Source organism: Sphingomonadaceae bacterium OTU29LAMAA1 (assembly GCA_024072375.1).
Taxonomy (GTDB): Bacteria; Pseudomonadota; Alphaproteobacteria; order Sphingomonadales; family Sphingomonadaceae; genus Sphingomonas.
This window is the reverse complement of record CP099617.1, coordinates 3,492,318-3,507,985: the sequence shown is the minus strand read 5'-3', so window position 1 is coordinate 3,507,985 and position 15,668 is coordinate 3,492,318. Positions and strand designations below refer to the sequence as shown.

12 protein-coding genes are annotated in these 15,668 nt (G+C 67.0%); 2 read left to right on the top strand and 10 right to left on the bottom strand.

Annotated features, from left to right (window positions below; genetic code table 11):
- Nucleotides 1-13: 13 nt before the first annotated feature.
- The 3 genes from NF699_16800 to NF699_16790 are packed head-to-tail and all read right to left on the bottom strand — an operon-like array spanning nt 14 to nt 2,426.
- Nucleotides 14-1,417, bottom strand: coding sequence for a HAMP domain-containing histidine kinase (locus tag NF699_16800; protein ID USU04675.1), 1,404 nt, complete (start codon nt 1,415-1,417; stop codon nt 14-16).
- A gap of 10 nt (nt 1,418-1,427) precedes the next feature.
- The gene (locus tag NF699_16795; protein USU04674.1) at nt 1,428-2,093 is read right to left on the bottom strand and encodes a response regulator transcription factor; all 666 of its coding nucleotides are present in this window, start codon (nt 2,091-2,093) and stop codon (nt 1,428-1,430) included.
- Between the two features lie 12 nt (nt 2,094-2,105).
- The gene (locus tag NF699_16790) at nt 2,106-2,426 is read right to left on the bottom strand and encodes a hypothetical protein (GenBank protein USU04673.1); all 321 of its coding nucleotides are present in this window, start codon (nt 2,424-2,426) and stop codon (nt 2,106-2,108) included.
- Between the two features lie 123 nt (nt 2,427-2,549).
- Here NF699_16790 and NF699_16785 point away from each other — a divergent pair, with 123 nt between their 5' ends.
- Complete coding sequence (locus NF699_16785) at nt 2,550-4,328, top strand: ATP-binding cassette domain-containing protein (GenBank protein USU04672.1); 1,779 nt, start codon at nt 2,550-2,552, stop codon at nt 4,326-4,328.
- On the opposite strand, the gene NF699_16780 is transcribed toward NF699_16785, so the two are convergent.
- The 5 genes from NF699_16780 to NF699_16760 are packed head-to-tail and all read right to left on the bottom strand — an operon-like array spanning nt 4,325 to nt 11,924.
- Nucleotides 4,325-5,131 (bottom strand): ATP-binding protein, encoded by an 807-nt coding sequence (locus NF699_16780; protein USU04671.1) that lies wholly within the window; start codon nt 5,129-5,131, stop codon nt 4,325-4,327. The genes NF699_16785 and NF699_16780 overlap by 4 nt on opposite strands.
- A gap of 39 nt (nt 5,132-5,170) precedes the next feature.
- Nucleotides 5,171-7,159, bottom strand: coding sequence for a tetratricopeptide repeat protein (locus NF699_16775; GenBank protein ID USU04670.1), 1,989 nt, complete (start codon nt 7,157-7,159; stop codon nt 5,171-5,173).
- On the bottom strand, nt 7,152-8,507 hold the full coding sequence (gene prsR / locus NF699_16770; protein USU04669.1) for a PEP-CTERM-box response regulator transcription factor: 1,356 nt from the start codon (nt 8,505-8,507) through the stop codon (nt 7,152-7,154). Before prsR ends, NF699_16775 begins: the two co-directional genes overlap by 8 nt.
- The gene (gene prsK, locus NF699_16765) at nt 8,504-10,531 is read right to left on the bottom strand and encodes a PEP-CTERM system histidine kinase PrsK (protein USU04668.1); all 2,028 of its coding nucleotides are present in this window, start codon (nt 10,529-10,531) and stop codon (nt 8,504-8,506) included. Before prsK ends, prsR begins: the two co-directional genes overlap by 4 nt.
- A 4-nt stretch (nt 10,532-10,535) precedes the next feature.
- Nucleotides 10,536-11,924 (bottom strand): TIGR03013 family PEP-CTERM/XrtA system glycosyltransferase, encoded by a 1,389-nt coding sequence (locus tag NF699_16760; protein USU04667.1) that lies wholly within the window; start codon nt 11,922-11,924, stop codon nt 10,536-10,538.
- A 228-nt stretch (nt 11,925-12,152) separates the two neighbouring features.
- Between NF699_16760 and NF699_16755 the strand changes: the two genes are divergently transcribed.
- Nucleotides 12,153-13,139, top strand: a complete 987-nt coding sequence (locus tag NF699_16755; protein USU07132.1) for a sugar phosphate nucleotidyltransferase — start codon at nt 12,153-12,155, stop codon at nt 13,137-13,139.
- On the opposite strand, the gene NF699_16750 is transcribed toward NF699_16755, so the two are convergent.
- Entirely contained in the window at nt 13,140-13,601 is a 462-nt protein-coding gene (locus NF699_16750) for a DUF3429 domain-containing protein (GenBank protein ID USU04666.1), read from the bottom strand. It abuts the gene before it with no gap.
- Nucleotides 13,602-13,951: 350 nt separating this feature from the next.
- Complete coding sequence (groL, locus tag NF699_16745) at nt 13,952-15,595, bottom strand: chaperonin GroEL (protein ID USU04665.1); 1,644 nt, start codon at nt 15,593-15,595, stop codon at nt 13,952-13,954.
- Between the last annotated feature and the right edge of the window lie 73 nt (nt 15,596-15,668).

Below are 15,668 nucleotides of genomic sequence, written 5' to 3'. Positions count from 1 at the left end.
CAAGCGGTCAGGATCACGTTGCGGCGGGCAGCCTCAGCCGCACCAGCAGACCGCCCAGATCCTCGCTCTCTTCCAGACTGACCGTGCCGCCATAGATTTCCGCAACGTCGCGGACGATCGCCAATCCAAGCCCGGTGCCCGGCTTGCCGGTATCCAGCCGCACGCCACGATCGAAAATGCGGACGCGATCCTCGTCGGGGATGCCCATGCCGTCGTCCTCCACCAGCAATTCGACGAAGCCGGCTTGCGCGGCCACCGTCACGAACACGCTGCCGCCACCGTATTTGGCCGCGTTCTCAATCAGATTGCCGAGCATCTCGTCCAGATCCTGCCGTTCGACGTGAACCTTCAGGTCCTTGGGACCGGTCACGTCGATGCGGACATGGCGATAGAGCCGGGCGACCGCGCGCTCGACCGATTCGACGCTCGGCCAGACGTCGGCGCGGCTGTGCGCAGATCCGCGGCGACCGACAGCGCGCGCGCGGGCGAGATGATGGTCGACCTGCCGCCGCATCGTCCGTGCTTCGCGAATCACCGTATCCGCCAGATCGTCCGCCTGCGCCGTCGCCGCGTTCATGATGACGGTGAGCGGGGTCTTGAGTGCATGCGCAAGATTGCCGGCGTGTCGACGCGCCTCCTCCGCCTGCCGTTCGTTATGTTCGATCAGCGCGTTCAGTTCCTCGACCATCGGCGCGACCTCGATCGGCATGGCCGAATCGACGCGGTTCGACTGGCCGGCGCGCATCCGGGCGATCTCTTCGCGCACCCGTCGCAACGGCCACAGACCGTAAAGCGTCTGCAACCACGCCAGTACGACCAGACCCAGCCCGAGCAAAGCGAAGCTGCGCACCAGCGTCCGCCGCAGCACGGTGATCTGCGCATCGAGGCCGCGGCGGCTTTGCGCCACCTGAAAGCGCCAGTGGACCCGGGATTTCGGCAGCTGCGCATCACGTTCGACGACGCGCAGCTTCTCGTCGGCGAACTGACTGCTGTTGTAGAAATGCACGTTGCGGTCGTCATGCGCGGTGCCGAAGGACAGGCGCCGATCCCACAGCGATCGCGAGGGAAAGGCTTCGGTGACCGGCAAGCCGGGTGCCGAAACTTGCCAGTAAAGGCCGGAATAGGGTTCGAGGAAGCGGGGGTCGGCCGCCGCGTCACGCGCGAACACCACCTCGCCATCCGGGCCAATCTCCGCCGACGCGATCAGCGAACGCAGGACATATTGCATCTGGTCGTCGAAGTTGCGCTCGACCGCATTGGCGAGCACCCGGTCGAGCGCGAAGCCGCCGCCGAACAGCAGCAGCCCGATCCAGGCCGTCGCGATCAGGATCATCCGTCGCGATAACGACCCGGTCGTGACCGCGCGCAGGCGCGGCGGGGCTTCGGCCAAAACGGGAACTGGCGGCCGCGTATCCATGACGGTTCGATCAGGCGTCCGGGTCTTCGAGACTGTAGCCCAGACCACGGATCGTGGTGATCACGTCCTGACCCAGCTTCTTGCGGATGCGCGTTACGAACACTTCGATCGTATTGGAATCGCGATCGAAATCCTGATCGTAGATATGCTCGATCAATTCGGTGCGGCTGACTACCTTGCCCTTGTGATGCAGCAGGTAGCTGAGCAGCTTGTATTCCTGCGCGGTCAGCTTCACCGGTTCGCCTGCCCGTGTGACCTTGCCCGACCGCGTGTCGAGGCGCACGTCGCCAGCGGTGAGTTCGGACGATGCGTTGCCAGATGCACGGCGGATCAGCGCACGCAGACGGGCGATCAGCTCCTCCGTCTGGAACGGCTTGGCGACGTAGTCGTCCGCGCCGGCGTCGAGGCCGGCGACCTTGTCCGACCAGCTGTCGCGTGCGGTCAGCACCAGCACGGGCATCGTCTTGCCCTCCTTGCGCCAGCGATCGAGCACGGTCAGCCCGTCGATCTCCGGCAGGCCGAGGTCGAGCACGATAGCATCGTAATTCTCGGTGCTCCCCAGAAAATGCCCCTCCTCGCCATCGGTGGCGAGATCGATGGCATAGCCCGCACCCTCGAGGGTGTTCTTCAGCTGCTGGCCGAGATTGGGCTCGTCCTCGACGATCAGAACGCGCATGTCATACCCCTGTTAGCGACCGGTGCGGCCGATGATCTGGCCCGAACGTCCATCGACGTCGACCCAGACGACGACTCCATCGCGCATGAATTTCAACGTGTAAACGGACGTGGAGAAATCCAGGTCGAAGCCGAGATACTCATAACCCTTCATCGTCGGCAGTACCCGCCCCTCGATCAGGCGCGGCGAGAGCACCGCACCCTTGCGGCGGGCGTCATAGGCGCGCTCCTGATCGCTGCGACGCTGATCCGGAGCCTGCGCCGCAACGGGAGCAAGCGCAGGCACGACGGCGAGAAGCAAGAGGGGCAAGACCATCTTCATAAGGACTGGCATAGGCAGAAGGCATTGAACACCCTGTGAATGGAGCGGTCGCATGCCGTTCACCCGACCGCATCCGGAATGCGGCGTAGCGGGTGTGCTTGCCGGGACGGGTTCCACCCCCTACCTGCGCCCGCCATGGCCGCACCTATTCTCGCTTACGAAGACCTTGGCGTCATCCAGGGTCACGGCTGGCTGTTTCGCCACCTCGACATCCACATCGGCGCACGCGACCGGCTGGCGCTGATCGGGCGCAACGGCGCCGGCAAGACGACGCTGTTGAAGCTGATCGCCGGCACGATCGACAGCGACGAGGGGCGGCGCGTCATCGTTCCCGGCACCCGTGTCGTGCTGCTGGAACAGGAGCCCAGCCTCGCCGGATGCGAGACGCTCGCCGATTACGTGCTGCGCGGCGACGATGCGCCCGCGCCGCACGAGGCGGAGGCGATCGCCGACCAACTCGGCATCGATCTCACCCGCGAGTCCGCCTCGGCGAGCGGCGGCGAGCGGCGACGCGCGGCGATCGTCCGTGCACTGGCGCAGGACCCCGACGTGCTGCTGCTCGACGAGCCGACCAACCACCTCGACATCGCCGCGATCGACTGGCTTGAGGAATGGCTTGGGCGCTTCCGCGGCGCGTTCATCGTCATCAGCCACGATCGCACTTTCCTGACTCGACTGACCAAGCAGACATTGTGGATGGATCGCGGCGCGATCCGCCGCGCCGAGGTGGGCTTCGGCGGGTTCGAGGCGTGGACCGAGCAGGTCTATGCCGAGGAGGAGCGAAATGCCCAGCGGCTCGACGCAAAGCTGAAGATCGAGGAGCACTGGCTGCAACGCGGCGTCACCGGCCGCCGCCGCCGCAACCAGGGCCGCCTCGCCAAGCTGAAGGACATGCGCGCCGAACGCGCCGCGATGATGGGGCCGCAAGGTGCGGCGAACCTCGCCACGTCGTCCGACGACAGCAAGACCAAGATCGTCATCGACGTGAAGCATGCGTCGAAGAGCTATGGAGAGCGGACCATCATCCGCGACCTCGACCTGCGCGTTACCCGCGGCGACCGGATCGGCATCGTCGGCCGCAACGGCGCCGGCAAGACGACGCTGTTGAAGCTGCTGACCGGCGAATTGCAACCTGACGAGGGTCAGGTGAAGCTGGCGAAGACGCTCGACGGCATTGTCATCGACCAGCAGCGCAGCCTTATGGCACCCGACAAGACGGTGCGTGAGGTGCTGGCCGATGGCGGCGACTGGATCGACGTGCTGGGCGTGCGCAAGCACATCCACGGCTATTTGAAGGAATTCCTGTTCGACCCCAGCCTGGTCGAGGCAAAGGTCGGCACGCTGTCGGGCGGCGAGCGGTCGCGGTTGCTGCTCGCACGCGAATTCGCCCGCGAGTCGAACCTGCTGGTGCTCGACGAACCGACCAACGACCTCGATCTCGAAACGCTCGACCTGTTGCAGGAAGTGATCGCCGATTACGGCGGCACGGTGCTGATCGTCAGCCACGATCGCGACTTCCTCGACCGGACGGTTACCGTCACGCTGGGGCTCGACGGATCGGGCGCGGTGGACGTCGTCGCCGGCGGCTATGAGGATTGGGAACGGCAGCGCAAACGCGCCAGCGAAACCCGCAAACCCGCCGCAACCAGAACCGCTCCCCCGCCCCCGCCGCAGGCGCGAACCAAGCTCAGCTACAAGGACCAGCGCGATTACGACCAGTTGCCGGGGCGGATCGAGGCGATCGACACCGCGATCGCCCGCGACGAGGCGCTGCTTGCCGATCCCGCACTGTACGTCCGCGATCCCAAACGCTTCGCCGCGCTGACGCAGGCGATCGAGACGGCGCGGGCTGAAAAGGATGCTGCGGAGATGCGCTGGCTGGAGCTGGCGGAGCAGGTCGAGGGGTTGGGTTAACGCAGCGCCCTGCCCTCTCGCCCGGCCAGTTCGGTGATGTATTGCCACGCCACGCGCCCCGACCGGCTACCGCGGCGGGTCGCCCAGTTGACCGCCTCCGCTGCGTCGTAGGGCAAGGCAAAGCGCGCGGCATAAACGGCGACGATCGCACAATAACCGTCCTGATCGAGCGCGTGAAAACCCAGGCTCAGTCCGAAGCGATCGGCGAGCGCAAGCTGGTCGTCGATGCTGTCACGCGGGTTGATCGCACCATCCTGTTCGGCGATGTCGCGCGGCACCAGATGACGGCGGTTGGCGGTCACGATCAGGCGGACGTTGTCCGGCCGCGCCTCCGCACCGCCTTCCAGCAGCGACCGCAGCGTCCGCGCTTCCGCGGGGGCATCGAATCCAAGGTCGTCGAGGAACAGGGCGAACGACCGCCGCACCGGCGCCAGTAGCGCGAACAGACCCGGCAAGGCATCCAGATCGCCGACCTCGATCAGCGCGACATCTCCGCCATCCGCCTGCACCGCACCGATCGCGGCCTTGACCAGCGCCGACTTGCCCGTTCCTCGCGCGCCCCACAGCAGCACGTCCTGCGCCGCAGCGCCCGCCGCCAGCCTGCGCGTGTTCTCGACCAACGCCAGTTTCTGCTTGTCGACACGCATCAGCAGATCGAGTGGCAACGGCGCGAACGCACGCGCGGCAATCAGCGCACCGCTTCGCCAGACATAGGCCGGATGCGCGGCGGCATCGTCGCCGGGCGGTGGCGGCGGGGCAAGGCGGTCGAGCGCCGCGGCGATACGCTCCAGTGGGTCGGCCATGGTCGCGCTCATGACGCGGCACGCGCGCACGCGCAACCGTCAGCGGGCGATCTGGCGTGCGTGCGACGCGATCGTCGGATCGGTCGGCGCCAGCGCCACCGCCTTCGCCGCCAGTTGCCGTGCACCGGCCAGATCGCCGTCGGCGGCCAGCGCCAGTGCATAGGCATCGCAGACCGAAGCGTTCATCGGCATCAGACGATAGGCGGCGCGGCCATAGGTGCGCGCGACCGGACCGTCGTCGCTCGCGGCATAGGCCCTCGCCAGATCTGCGAGCACCGCGGCATCGCGGTTGCCGGTCATCCGGCGCAAGCCTTCCAGTGTTTCGATCGCGTCGTCGGCATCGCCGTTCGCCACTTGCAGGCGCGCGCGGATACGCTGGCCGGACAGGCTCTGGGGGTTCTGCTGAAGGTAGAGCGACAGCGCCGCCGCCGCCTCGCGCGGCCGGTTCGCGCGTGCCCATGCATCGACCAGCCGCAGCATCGTCGGTTCATCGAACGTCAGGCTCGCGGCACGGGTATAGACCTGTGCCGCTTCGGGGAACCGGCCGGCGACGCTCAGCGCATCGCCCAGCGCGACCTGCGCGGCGGGTGCGCCGGGACTGGCCGCAACCAGCGTCCGCGCTCGCTCGATCGCACCCGCGGCATCGCCCGCGGTCAGTTGGGCGCGGATGACGCCCAGCATGTAATTGGGGTCGGACGGATCGTCGCGTGCCTCGGCCAGCACCACGCCGACACTGTCGTCGCTGGCGAACACCGCCGGACCACCGCGCGCGCCCGATGCCGCCCGGTCGAGAAAGCGCGCGGCGCTGACGCGGTCGCCGGTCGCCTCGAACGCCCGGGCGACCAGGGTCAGGGTGTAGGCGTCGGCATCGTCGCGCAACGCGATCGGACGCAATTGGGCAAGTGCGCCCTGGGGATCGCCAGAGCGCAGCATCGCCGCACCGAGCAGCCGGCGCAGCACGACGTTCATCGGCTGGTCGGCGGCCAGCGGACGCCAGCTGCCGATCGTCCGCTCGTAACGCCCGGCCACGAAATCCAGCCCGCCGCCGAGCAGCGCCGCCCCGGGCAATGTCGTGATCGTGGTTCCGGCGCGCTGAAGCATCTCGCGGGCCAGATCGAGCCGTCCGGCCCGCGCGGCCAGTACCGCCTGCAGGTAGAACGCCTGCGGACTGCCCGGTCGTGCGGCGAGTGCACGGCGGGTCGCGGCGAGCATGTCCGCATGGCGCCCGGCCTCGCCCAGCGTCGCCGCATATTCGATCAGCGCGGGATGGTAATAGGCATCGCGGGACAACGCCGCCTCGAACCACGGCAACGCGGCGGTAATGCCGTAGCGTGTCCGCACGATCTCCGCCTGAAGCGTCAACGGTACCGGATCACCCGGCGACAGTCGCGCGGACTGCGCGGCGGCTGCGGTGGCACCGGCGATCTCGCCGGCATTCAGTCGTACCCGCCCCAGATCGGCCCATATCGCGGCGTCCCGCGGCGCTCGCGCCGACAGGTGTTCCAGCAGCGCTGCGGCGGTGCCGGCATCGCCGAGCATGGCCAGCGCCCGCGCGCGTGCGCGAACGGCATCCACGTCGTCTGCCGGTGCCATCGCGGCGGCATCGATCGCGCCCTGATAATCGGATTGCAGGAAACGCGCCTGCGCCCGCAGGCCCGCGACGCGGATTTCGGGAACGTTCAGCGCGCGTGCACGGCTCACCGCGCCTTCGGCGGCCACGCCATCGCCCAGTTTCAGGTAACTGCGCGCCAGCAGCAGCAACGTGGGCTGCGACGCAGGGACGGCGCCCAGGGCAGCGAGCGCGTGATTGCGCGCCGCGCTGTAGTTGCCGATGCGATAGGCGGCGCGGGAATCGTGCAGGGCGCGCACCGGATCGACTCGCGGGGCCGGACGCAGCAGGACGAAAGCCAGAATCGCCGCAATCGCGACCAGCATGGCCAGCGCGATGCCATGTGCCAGACGCAGACGCGGCAGTCGCAACGCGCGACGGCGTCTACGGCGCATCATCGGATAGCGGGATTCAGCCATGCAGGTCGTAGCTCTTCAGGAGGTCGTACAGCGTCGGCCGGCTGACACCGAGCAGCCGCGACGCGCCGGAGATATTGCCGTCCGCCCGCGCCAGCGCCTGCCGGATCGTCTTGCGATCGGCATGCTCGCGCGCAGTGCGCAAGTTGAGCGGCAACGCCTCGCCCGCGTCGCCGCCCAGATCGAGGTCGGCTGCGGTGATCAGCTTTCCGTCCGCCATGATCACCGCCCGCTTGATGCGATTTTCCAGTTCGCGCACATTGCCGGGCCAGGGCCATGCCTCGATCGCTGCCAGCGCATCCGGCGCCAGTCCGGTAATCGCCAGCTTCATCGCATCGGCGTGCTTGCGCACCAGCGTGCGTGCCAGCAGGCCGGCGTCACCGGGCCGTTCGGCGAGGCTGGGGATCCGGACGATGATCTCGGCAAGTCGATAATATAAATCTTCCCGGAAGCGCCCGTCGGCGACCATCGCCTCCAGATTCTGGTGCGTGGCGCAGACGATCCGCGTGTCCACCGGGATGGCCTTGCGCCCGCCGATCCGCTCGATCACGCGTTCCTGCAGGAACCGCAGCAGCTTGACCTGCAACGGCAGCGGCACATCGCCGATTTCGTCGAGGAACAGGGTGCCGCCTGCCGACTGTTCGATCTTGCCCGGCGTCGTCTTTACCGCGCCGGTAAATGCACCCTTCTCGTGCCCGAACAATTCGCTTTCCAGCAGCGTGTCGGGGATCGCGGCGCAGTTGATCGCGACGAACTCGCCACGCCGCCGCGGCGATGTGTCATGTATGCCACGTGCCAGCAATTCCTTGCCGGTGCCGCTCGCGCCGAGCAGCATCACCGATACGTCGGCGGCGGCAACCCGTTCGACGGTGCGGACGACTTTGGCCATTTCGTCAGAGGCATAGATCAATCCGCCGAACCCCGAGCCGCCCGGTTCGCGCGCCGCGAGGCGACGGTTCTCCGCCTCCAGCGCATGGACATGGAACGCACGCGCGACGATCAGGCCGAGTGCGTCGATGTCGATCGGCTTGGCGTAGAAATCCCATGCCCCCAGTCCGATCGCATTCAGGGCGCTCTCCCGCGCGCCATGGCCGGACGCGACGATCACCTTGGTGTCGGGTTTCAGCGCGAGGATCTCGGCGAGCGTCGCGAAGCCTTCGCCCGTACCGTCAGGGTCGGGCGGCAGGCCGAGGTCCAGCGTCACCACGGCTGGTTCGTGAAGACGCAACGCCTCGATCGCCTCGGCACGGGTGGCTGCGCCGACGATCTCATACCCCTCATAGGCCCAGCGCAACTGGCGTTGCAGCGCAAGGTCGTCCTCGACGATCAGCAGGACCGGCTTGGTGCTCATGCCGCCTGCTCCATGGTGCGGGCCGCGGGCAGTGACAGGCGGAATCGCGTCCCCTCGCCCTGCCGGCTATCGACGTCGATGGTACCGTCCATCGCCTCGGCAAGCTGGCGCGCTTCATAGGCGCCGATGCCGAAGCCATCCGGCTTCGACGAGGCGAACGGGCGGAACAACTGATCGCGGACGAAAGCGGCGCTCATCCCGCATCCGCGATCGACTACGTCGACGACCGTGCGGCCGTCGTGGTACCCGGCGCGGATGGTGACCGGGGTGCCCGAAGGGCTCGCTTCGATCGCGTTCTGCAACAGGTGCCCGAGCAACTGGTCCAGCCGGCCGGGTTGGGCGAGCGCCATGCCCGCACCCTCGACCACGATCGGGTGCTGGGCGCGCCGCACAGCCGCCAGCCGCAGCGCCAGCGCCGCCAGATCGACCGGCTGCACGGGTTCCGGTTCCGCGCGATGGTGCTGCGACAGGCGGGCAAGCAGCGCGTTCATGCGGGCCGCGGAATCCTTCAGGGTTTCGATCATGTCGGCACGGAAGGCGGGATTGTCGGCATGGCGTTCGGCGTTGCGCGCGACCAGGCTGAGGCCGCTGACCAGATTCTTGATATCGTGGATAATGAAGGCGAAGCGACGATTGAACTCGTCGAACCGTGCGGCGTCGGCGAGCGCGGCGTGCGCACGATCCTCGGCGAGATAGCTCGCGGCCTGTCGCCCGGCGACGCGGAGCAGGTCGAGGTCCTCCCAGTCGAGAGCACGGTCGATCGGGGGGCGAGCGAGCAGGATGGCGCCAATCAGGCTTGTGCCGTGGATCAGGGGCACGAGCGCCCAGGCTTCCGGGTGGTCACAGATCCATTGCGGCACGGCGGCGGCTTCCTCGGCCGGAGCTTCGCCGCGACGGACCTGATCGAGCTCGACGATTCGCGTGCTGGCGGCGAGATGCTCCGACAATGCGGCCTCGGTGCTGCCGGTGTCTGGCCAGTGCCAGGCCGCGGCCGGGCCCAGCCCGGCCCCGTCGGGAACCAGCAACAAGCCGGCAGGCGATCCGGTCAGGTCCGCGATGGCCCGTACGATCCGCTGGTCGAGCGGGTCGGCGCCGGGCCCGGGCGATCCCAGCGTCGCGGTGAACCGCTGCCATTCGGCGCGATAATCGTAGCGATGGCGGAAGAAGTGCTTGGCGACCTTCACCTTCGCCCACGCCCGCAGCCATGGGGTGGACAGCAAGGTGACCAGCGCCGTCGTCGCACCCAGCACGATCGCGGTCTGGACGATCCGGGCGGTATGGCCGGCAAACCGTTCCGCGATCTGGGTCAGCAGGATGGTGAAGCCGGCATACGTTATGACCGCGGCGACGGAAAACAGCCGCAGCGCCACCCCATGCGAAACGGTCAGCCCTCGTTCGCCACGCCGGGCGGCCAGCGCCAGCAACAGGGCGACGCCGGTCATGACGAAGCCTCTTGCGGCGACGACGACCACAGGCCGGCCACCGAGTCCCCAGCCGAGCGCCGCGGCGAACAGGTCCGCACCCCACATCGTCGCGATGGCGGCGGCGAGCAGGACGGTACGGCCGCGGTTGCGCGGTGCACCGACGAAGGCGAGCTGATGGACCAGCATCAGCCCGACGATCGCCGCGAGCATGCGCGCGATCAGTCTGAACTGGATGACCGCCGCCTGTGCCTCGATACCGAGCGGCAGGGTTTCGAACAGCGCCAGCGCCGTTGCGAAGACGGTGATCGATCCCGCGGCGGCATAGACCGCGTAAAGCGGCATGCTGCCGCTACGTGCCTGCCGGACGAAGGTGAGCATCAGCGCCAGCCATGCGAGATTGCGCACCGATTCGGCGAGCCGCGCCACCACGTCGCCCGCGCCGATACCCGCGACGGCAAGTGCCCACAGCGCAGTGGCGATCAGCGCGCAGGCGAGCGGCGCGCGCGGTGCCAGCGGCTGGGTATGGCGGAGCCAGGCGAGCGCCAGCCCACCGAACGCCAGCGCCGCGAGCGCATGGCCCCAGAGGATCAGCGTCGGCACGGCCTCAGCGTGCTCCTGACGGCCAGAGCACCACGCGCAGCGTCTGGAGCAGGATCAGCAGGTCGAGGAAGGGCGAATAGTTCTTGGCGTAATAGAGGTCGTATTCCAGCTTGTGGCGGGCATCCTCGATCGACGCGCCATAGGGGTAGTTGATCTGCGCCCAGCCGGTGATGCCGGGCTTCACCATGTGGCGCTCGGCATAATACGGAATCTGCTGTTCGAGCTGTTCGACGAATTGCGGGCGTTCGGGACGCGGGCCGACGAAGCTCATCTCGCCTTTCAGCACCGTCCACGTCTGCGGCAGTTCGTCGATGCGCACCATACGGATGAATCGGCCGACCCGGGTGATGCGGGGATCGTCCTTTTCCGCCCATACAGCCTTGCCAGCAACTTCCGCATCCTGCCGCATCGAGCGCAACTTGATGATGTCGAAGCCCTGATTGTACAGGCCGACGCGGCGCTGGCGGTAGAAGGCGGGGCCCTTGGATTCGAGCTTGATCGCGGCGGCGGTGAGGAGGATCACCGGGAGCGTCAGGAACAGCAGCAGCAGGCTGGCGACGACGTCGAACGCCCGCTTGAAGGCGCTCGACAGCATGCGGCCGGAGGCGAAGCCGTCCGAGAAGATCAGCCACGACGGATTGACGGAATTGAGGTCGATCCGCCCCGTCTCGCGCTCGAGAAAGCTGGAGATCTCGCTGACCATCACGCCCGTCGTCTTGACGCGCAGCAGATCCTTCAGCGGCAAGGCGTTGCGGCGTTCCTCGAGTGCCAGAACGACTTCGCTCGCGCCGTTATCGACGACATGCGCGGCGAGATTGGGAATCCGGTCGCGCGGAACGGCGTCCGTGATGACCGGGTTGGCCTCCCCCATCGCGACATAGCCGGCGACGACGACATTCGATCCCGGTAGCGCGGCCAGTCCACCGATGCGGGCGGCGCGATGCCCCGCCCCCAGCACGATGATCCGCCGCTTGAAGGTCTCGCTGCCCAACGTCCGGCCCAGCAACGCCCGAACCACGACCAGCAGGATTCCCGCGATCAGCGTCGCATAGGCGAGGTTCGATCGCCACAATGCCAGTGGTGGAACGAGGAAGAAGAGGATGGAGAGGAAGCTGACCCCCAGCAGGATCGCAACCGCCAGCCGTGCCGCGGCGAAGCGCAGCGACAGGAACGACGCGACGCCATAGGCGCCGACCGCGACCAGTGCGATCTGAAGAGCGAACGCGAACGATAGCAATTGCGGCAGGCGCGACGAGGTTGGCTCGATCAGCATGCCGATCTGGTGCGCACGGATCACCCAGCCCAGTTCCGCCGAGGCGATCAGCAGGACCGCATCCACCAGTCCGAGCAGCAGCACGGCATAGGGAACGTAATGCTTGAAAACGCGGATCATCCCCGCTTCCTTCCGACCGCGCCTGTAAGCTTTTCCGACAGGCAACTTTCCGCCTCGCAGAAAAAAGCAAAGAAAGCTTGAAGAGGCGCTTCATCTGGGTCGTTTCGTCGCTGCATTCGTTCAGCTACGGCTCGTTCAGCTATGATGATACGTCCAAGGAGTTTCTCACCCACCATGACGATCGTTCCCGTGATCCTTTCCGGAGGATCAGGCACCCGGCTATGGCCGATGTCGCGCCCGGAAATGCCCAAGCAGCTGCTGGCGTTGACCGCCGAGGAAACGATGCTGCAGCTGACCGCGAGGCGAGCGCATGGCGAGGCGTTCGCAGCGCCGATCGTGGTGGCCAGCGCCCGGCACGCCGATCACATCGACGAACAGTTGAGCGCCGTAGGCGCGACGCCGCAGGCGGTGATCCTCGAGCCTGTCGCGCGTAACACCGCGCCGGCGATCGCGCTTGCCGCCTTGGCAGCGAAGGGCGAGGATGCGTTGCTGGTGATGCCGTCCGATCACGTCATCGCCGACGTCGCCGCTTTTCACGCCGCCATCGAGGCAGCGATGCCGCTGGTCGCGGAGGGTTGGCCGGTCACGTTCGGGATCGCTCCCGACGCGCCGGAAACGGGGTATGGCTGGATCAGGATCGGCGAGCCGCTGACGAACGGCGTTCACCGGGTCGCCCGCTTCGTCGAGAAACCGATCCGGGAGCGGGCCGAAGAGATGCTGGCATCCGGCGATCACGCGTGGAACGGCGGCATCTTCCTGTTCCGCGCGGATATCTTTCTCGGTGAACTGGCAGCGCATGCTCCCGCGATGCTGACCGCCGCGCAGGATGCCATGACCGGGGCGCGGCGTGATGGCGGGCGGATCTATCCCGATGCCGACGCCTTCGCCGCGTCCCCGTCGGATTCGATCGACTATGCGGTGATGGAACGCGCCGAGCGTGTCGCCGTCGTGCCGGTCGATATGGGCTGGAGCGACGTCGGCAGCTGGGACGCGCTGCATGCGATCAGCGATCGCGACGGCGACGGAAACGCCCACCGTGGCGAGGTGCTGGCGATCGACGTGCGCGATTGCCTGATCCGCACCGACGGTATCCGCGTTTCGGCGGTCGGGATCAGCGACCTGATCGTCGTGGCGAGCGGCAACGACGTCCTGATCCTGCCGCGTGGCCGAAGTCAGGAGGTCAAGAAGCTGATCGAGGCGATGAAAGACGCCTGATCAGTAGCTGATCGTCCACGCCCATAAACCCGCCAGCCCCGCAGCGCCGATCAGCAGCTGACGGGGCCGCAGCGTCGCGAAATAGGCGGGTGCATTCCCCGCCAGTGCGGCACGGCGATCGAGCAGGGCGGCGAGGCCGTAGGCGATGATCAGCGGCATCAACGCCATCGACGGGCGGCCGATGACGAGGGCGAGACCCGCGAGCGTGAAATAGGCGATGCTGGCGCTGATCTCCGCCGGCTTCGAGGCGTTCGGATAGCCGAAGCCGAACCCGCGGCGGACGCCGGCGATAAACGCGAGCACCAATGCACCCCAGATAATGCCGAGTTGCACCGCCCAGAATGGCCATGGCTGGGGAAGCAGCCATGCGCCCGCGCCGGCCGCGACGAGCGGAAGCATCGGGCCGTAGCCGAGGATCGCGCCGTCGGCGGGGATGTCGGGGCGGGTCGCGTCGATGTTCATGATGACGGCAACGTGCGGGTGGGGCGTGGGTTGCTTCGTCCGGTGAAGCGAGGCTTGCGCATGACATCGCATCTGCGTGTTCCTGCGAACGCAGGAACCCAGGGTGGGGCAGGACCACGGCTTGAAGTATTCGGAACACTGGGCTCCTGCGTTCGCAGGAGCACGGGTTGTGAGTTGCTTTGACGGGAATGACGAAGGGCCGGGGGATTGCTTCCCCGGCCCTTCGTTTTTGCCTGGAACGAGCACCGGCAAAGCCGGTGCTGGCACGTCGGTACGGGTTCGGCGTTGCCGATCCCGCCGGCCGGTTCTGATTTCGTGTCGGGCGGAGCCTTGGCTCCGCCCGACCGAAATCAGAAGTCCATGCCGCCCATGCCGCCCATGCCGCCGCCGCCGGGCATGCTCGGAGCCTTGTCCTCCGGCAGTTCGGACACGGTCGCTTCCGTGGTGATGAGCAGGCCGGCCACCGAAGCGGCGTTCTGCAGCGCGGTGCGGACGACCTTGGTCGGGTCGATCACGCCGGCGGTCACCAGGTTCTCGTACGTGTCGGTCGACGCGTTGAAGCCGAACGAGGTGTCCGACTGGTCGAGCAGCTTGCCCGACACGACGGCACCGTCGTGACCCGCGTTCTGCGCGATCTGGCGAACCAGAGCCGTCAGCGACTTGCGGACGATGTCCACGCCGCGGGTCTGGTCGTCGTTGACGCCGGTGACGCCTTCGAGAGCCTTGGTCGCGTACAGCAGCGCGGTGCCGCCACCGGGGACGATGCCTTCTTCGACGGCTGCGCGGGTCGCGTGCAGCGCGTCGTCGACGCGGTCCTTCCGCTCCTTCACCTCGACCTCGGTCGAGCCACCGACCTTGATGACCGCGACGCCGCCAGCGAGCTTGGCGAGACGCTCCTGGAGCTTCTCGCGGTCGTAATCGCTGGTGGTGTTCTCGATCTGCGCACGGATCGCCTCGGTGCGGCCCTTGATCGAATCGGCTTCACCCGCACCGTCGATGATGGTGGTGTTGTCCTTGTCGATCGTGACGCGCTTGGCGGTGCCGAGCATGCCGACGGTCACGTTCTCGAGCTTGATGCCGAGGTCTTCCGAGATCATCTCGCCCTTGGTCAGGATCGCGATGTCTTCCAGCATCGCCTTGCGACGATCGCCGAAACCCGGAGCCTTGACCGCTGCGACCTTCAGGCCGCCACGCAGCTTGTTGACGACGAGCGTGGCCAGAGCCTCGCCCTCGATGTCCTCGGCGATGATCAGCAGCGGACGACCCGACTGGACGACGGCTTCCAGGATCGGGAGCATCGCCTGAAGGTTCGACAGCTTCTTCTCGTGGATCAGGATGTACGGATCGTTCAGTTCGACCGTCATCTTTTCCGGGTTGGTGATGAAGTAAGGCGACAGATAGCCGCGGTCGAACTGCATGCCCTCGACGACGTCGAGCTCGAAATCGAGACCCTTCGCTTCCTCGACGGTGATCACGCCTTCCTTGCCGACCTTCTCCATCGCTTCCGCGATCTTCTCGCCGACTTCACGGTCGCCGTTGGCCGAGATGATGCCGACCTGGGCGATCTCGCTGGTGCCCGCGACGGGCTTCGAGCGGGCCTTGATGTCCTCGACGACCTTCAGGACGGCGATGTCGATGCCGCGCTTCAGATCCATTGGGTTCATGCCGGCCGCGACCGACTTCATGCCCTCGCGGACGATCGCCTGCGCCAGAACGGTCGCGGTGGTCGTGCCGTCGCCGGCGATGTCGTTGGTCTTCGAGGCCACTTCGCGCACCATCTGCGCGCCCATGTTCTCGAACTTGTCCTTCAGCTCGATCTCCTTGGCGACGGTGACGCCGTCCTTGGTGATGCGGGGAGCGCCGAAGCTCTTGTCGATCACGACGTTGCGGCCCTTCGGACCCAACGTCACCTTCACCGCGTCGGCGAGGATATCGACGCCGCGCAGGATGCGCTCACGCGCGTCGCGGCCGAATTTTACGTCTTTGGCTGCCATGGTGGCTACCCTTTCGAAAATTGGAAGTTGTGGAAGTTGACACTACGTCCGGGTCGAAATCGCTCCCGGACGC

Excerpts from the sequence above, each read along its gene's own strand:
- NF699_16800 (USU04675.1), bottom strand. The coding sequence starts at position 1,417 with ATGGATACGCGGCCGCCAGTTCCCGTTTTGGCCGAAGCCCCGCCGCGC.
- NF699_16795 (USU04674.1), bottom strand. The coding sequence starts at position 2,093 with ATGCGCGTTCTGATCGTCGAGGACGAGCCCAATCTCGGCCAGCAGCTG.
- NF699_16790 (USU04673.1), bottom strand. The coding sequence starts at position 2,426 with ATGCCAGTCCTTATGAAGATGGTCTTGCCCCTCTTGCTTCTCGCCGTC.
- NF699_16785 (USU04672.1), top strand. The coding sequence starts at position 2,550 with ATGGCCGCACCTATTCTCGCTTACGAAGACCTTGGCGTCATCCAGGGT.
- NF699_16780 (USU04671.1), bottom strand. The coding sequence starts at position 5,131 with ATGGCCGACCCACTGGAGCGTATCGCCGCGGCGCTCGACCGCCTTGCC.
- NF699_16775 (USU04670.1), bottom strand. The coding sequence starts at position 7,159 with ATGGCTGAATCCCGCTATCCGATGATGCGCCGTAGACGCCGTCGCGCG.
- prsR (USU04669.1), bottom strand. The coding sequence starts at position 8,507 with ATGAGCACCAAGCCGGTCCTGCTGATCGTCGAGGACGACCTTGCGCTG.
- NF699_16760 (USU04667.1), bottom strand. The coding sequence starts at position 11,924 with ATGATCCGCGTTTTCAAGCATTACGTTCCCTATGCCGTGCTGCTGCTC.
- NF699_16755 (USU07132.1), top strand. The coding sequence starts at position 12,153 with ATGTCGCGCCCGGAAATGCCCAAGCAGCTGCTGGCGTTGACCGCCGAG.
- NF699_16750 (USU04666.1), bottom strand. The coding sequence starts at position 13,601 with ATGAACATCGACGCGACCCGCCCCGACATCCCCGCCGACGGCGCGATC.
- groL (USU04665.1), bottom strand. The coding sequence starts at position 15,595 with ATGGCAGCCAAAGACGTAAAATTCGGCCGCGACGCGCGTGAGCGCATC.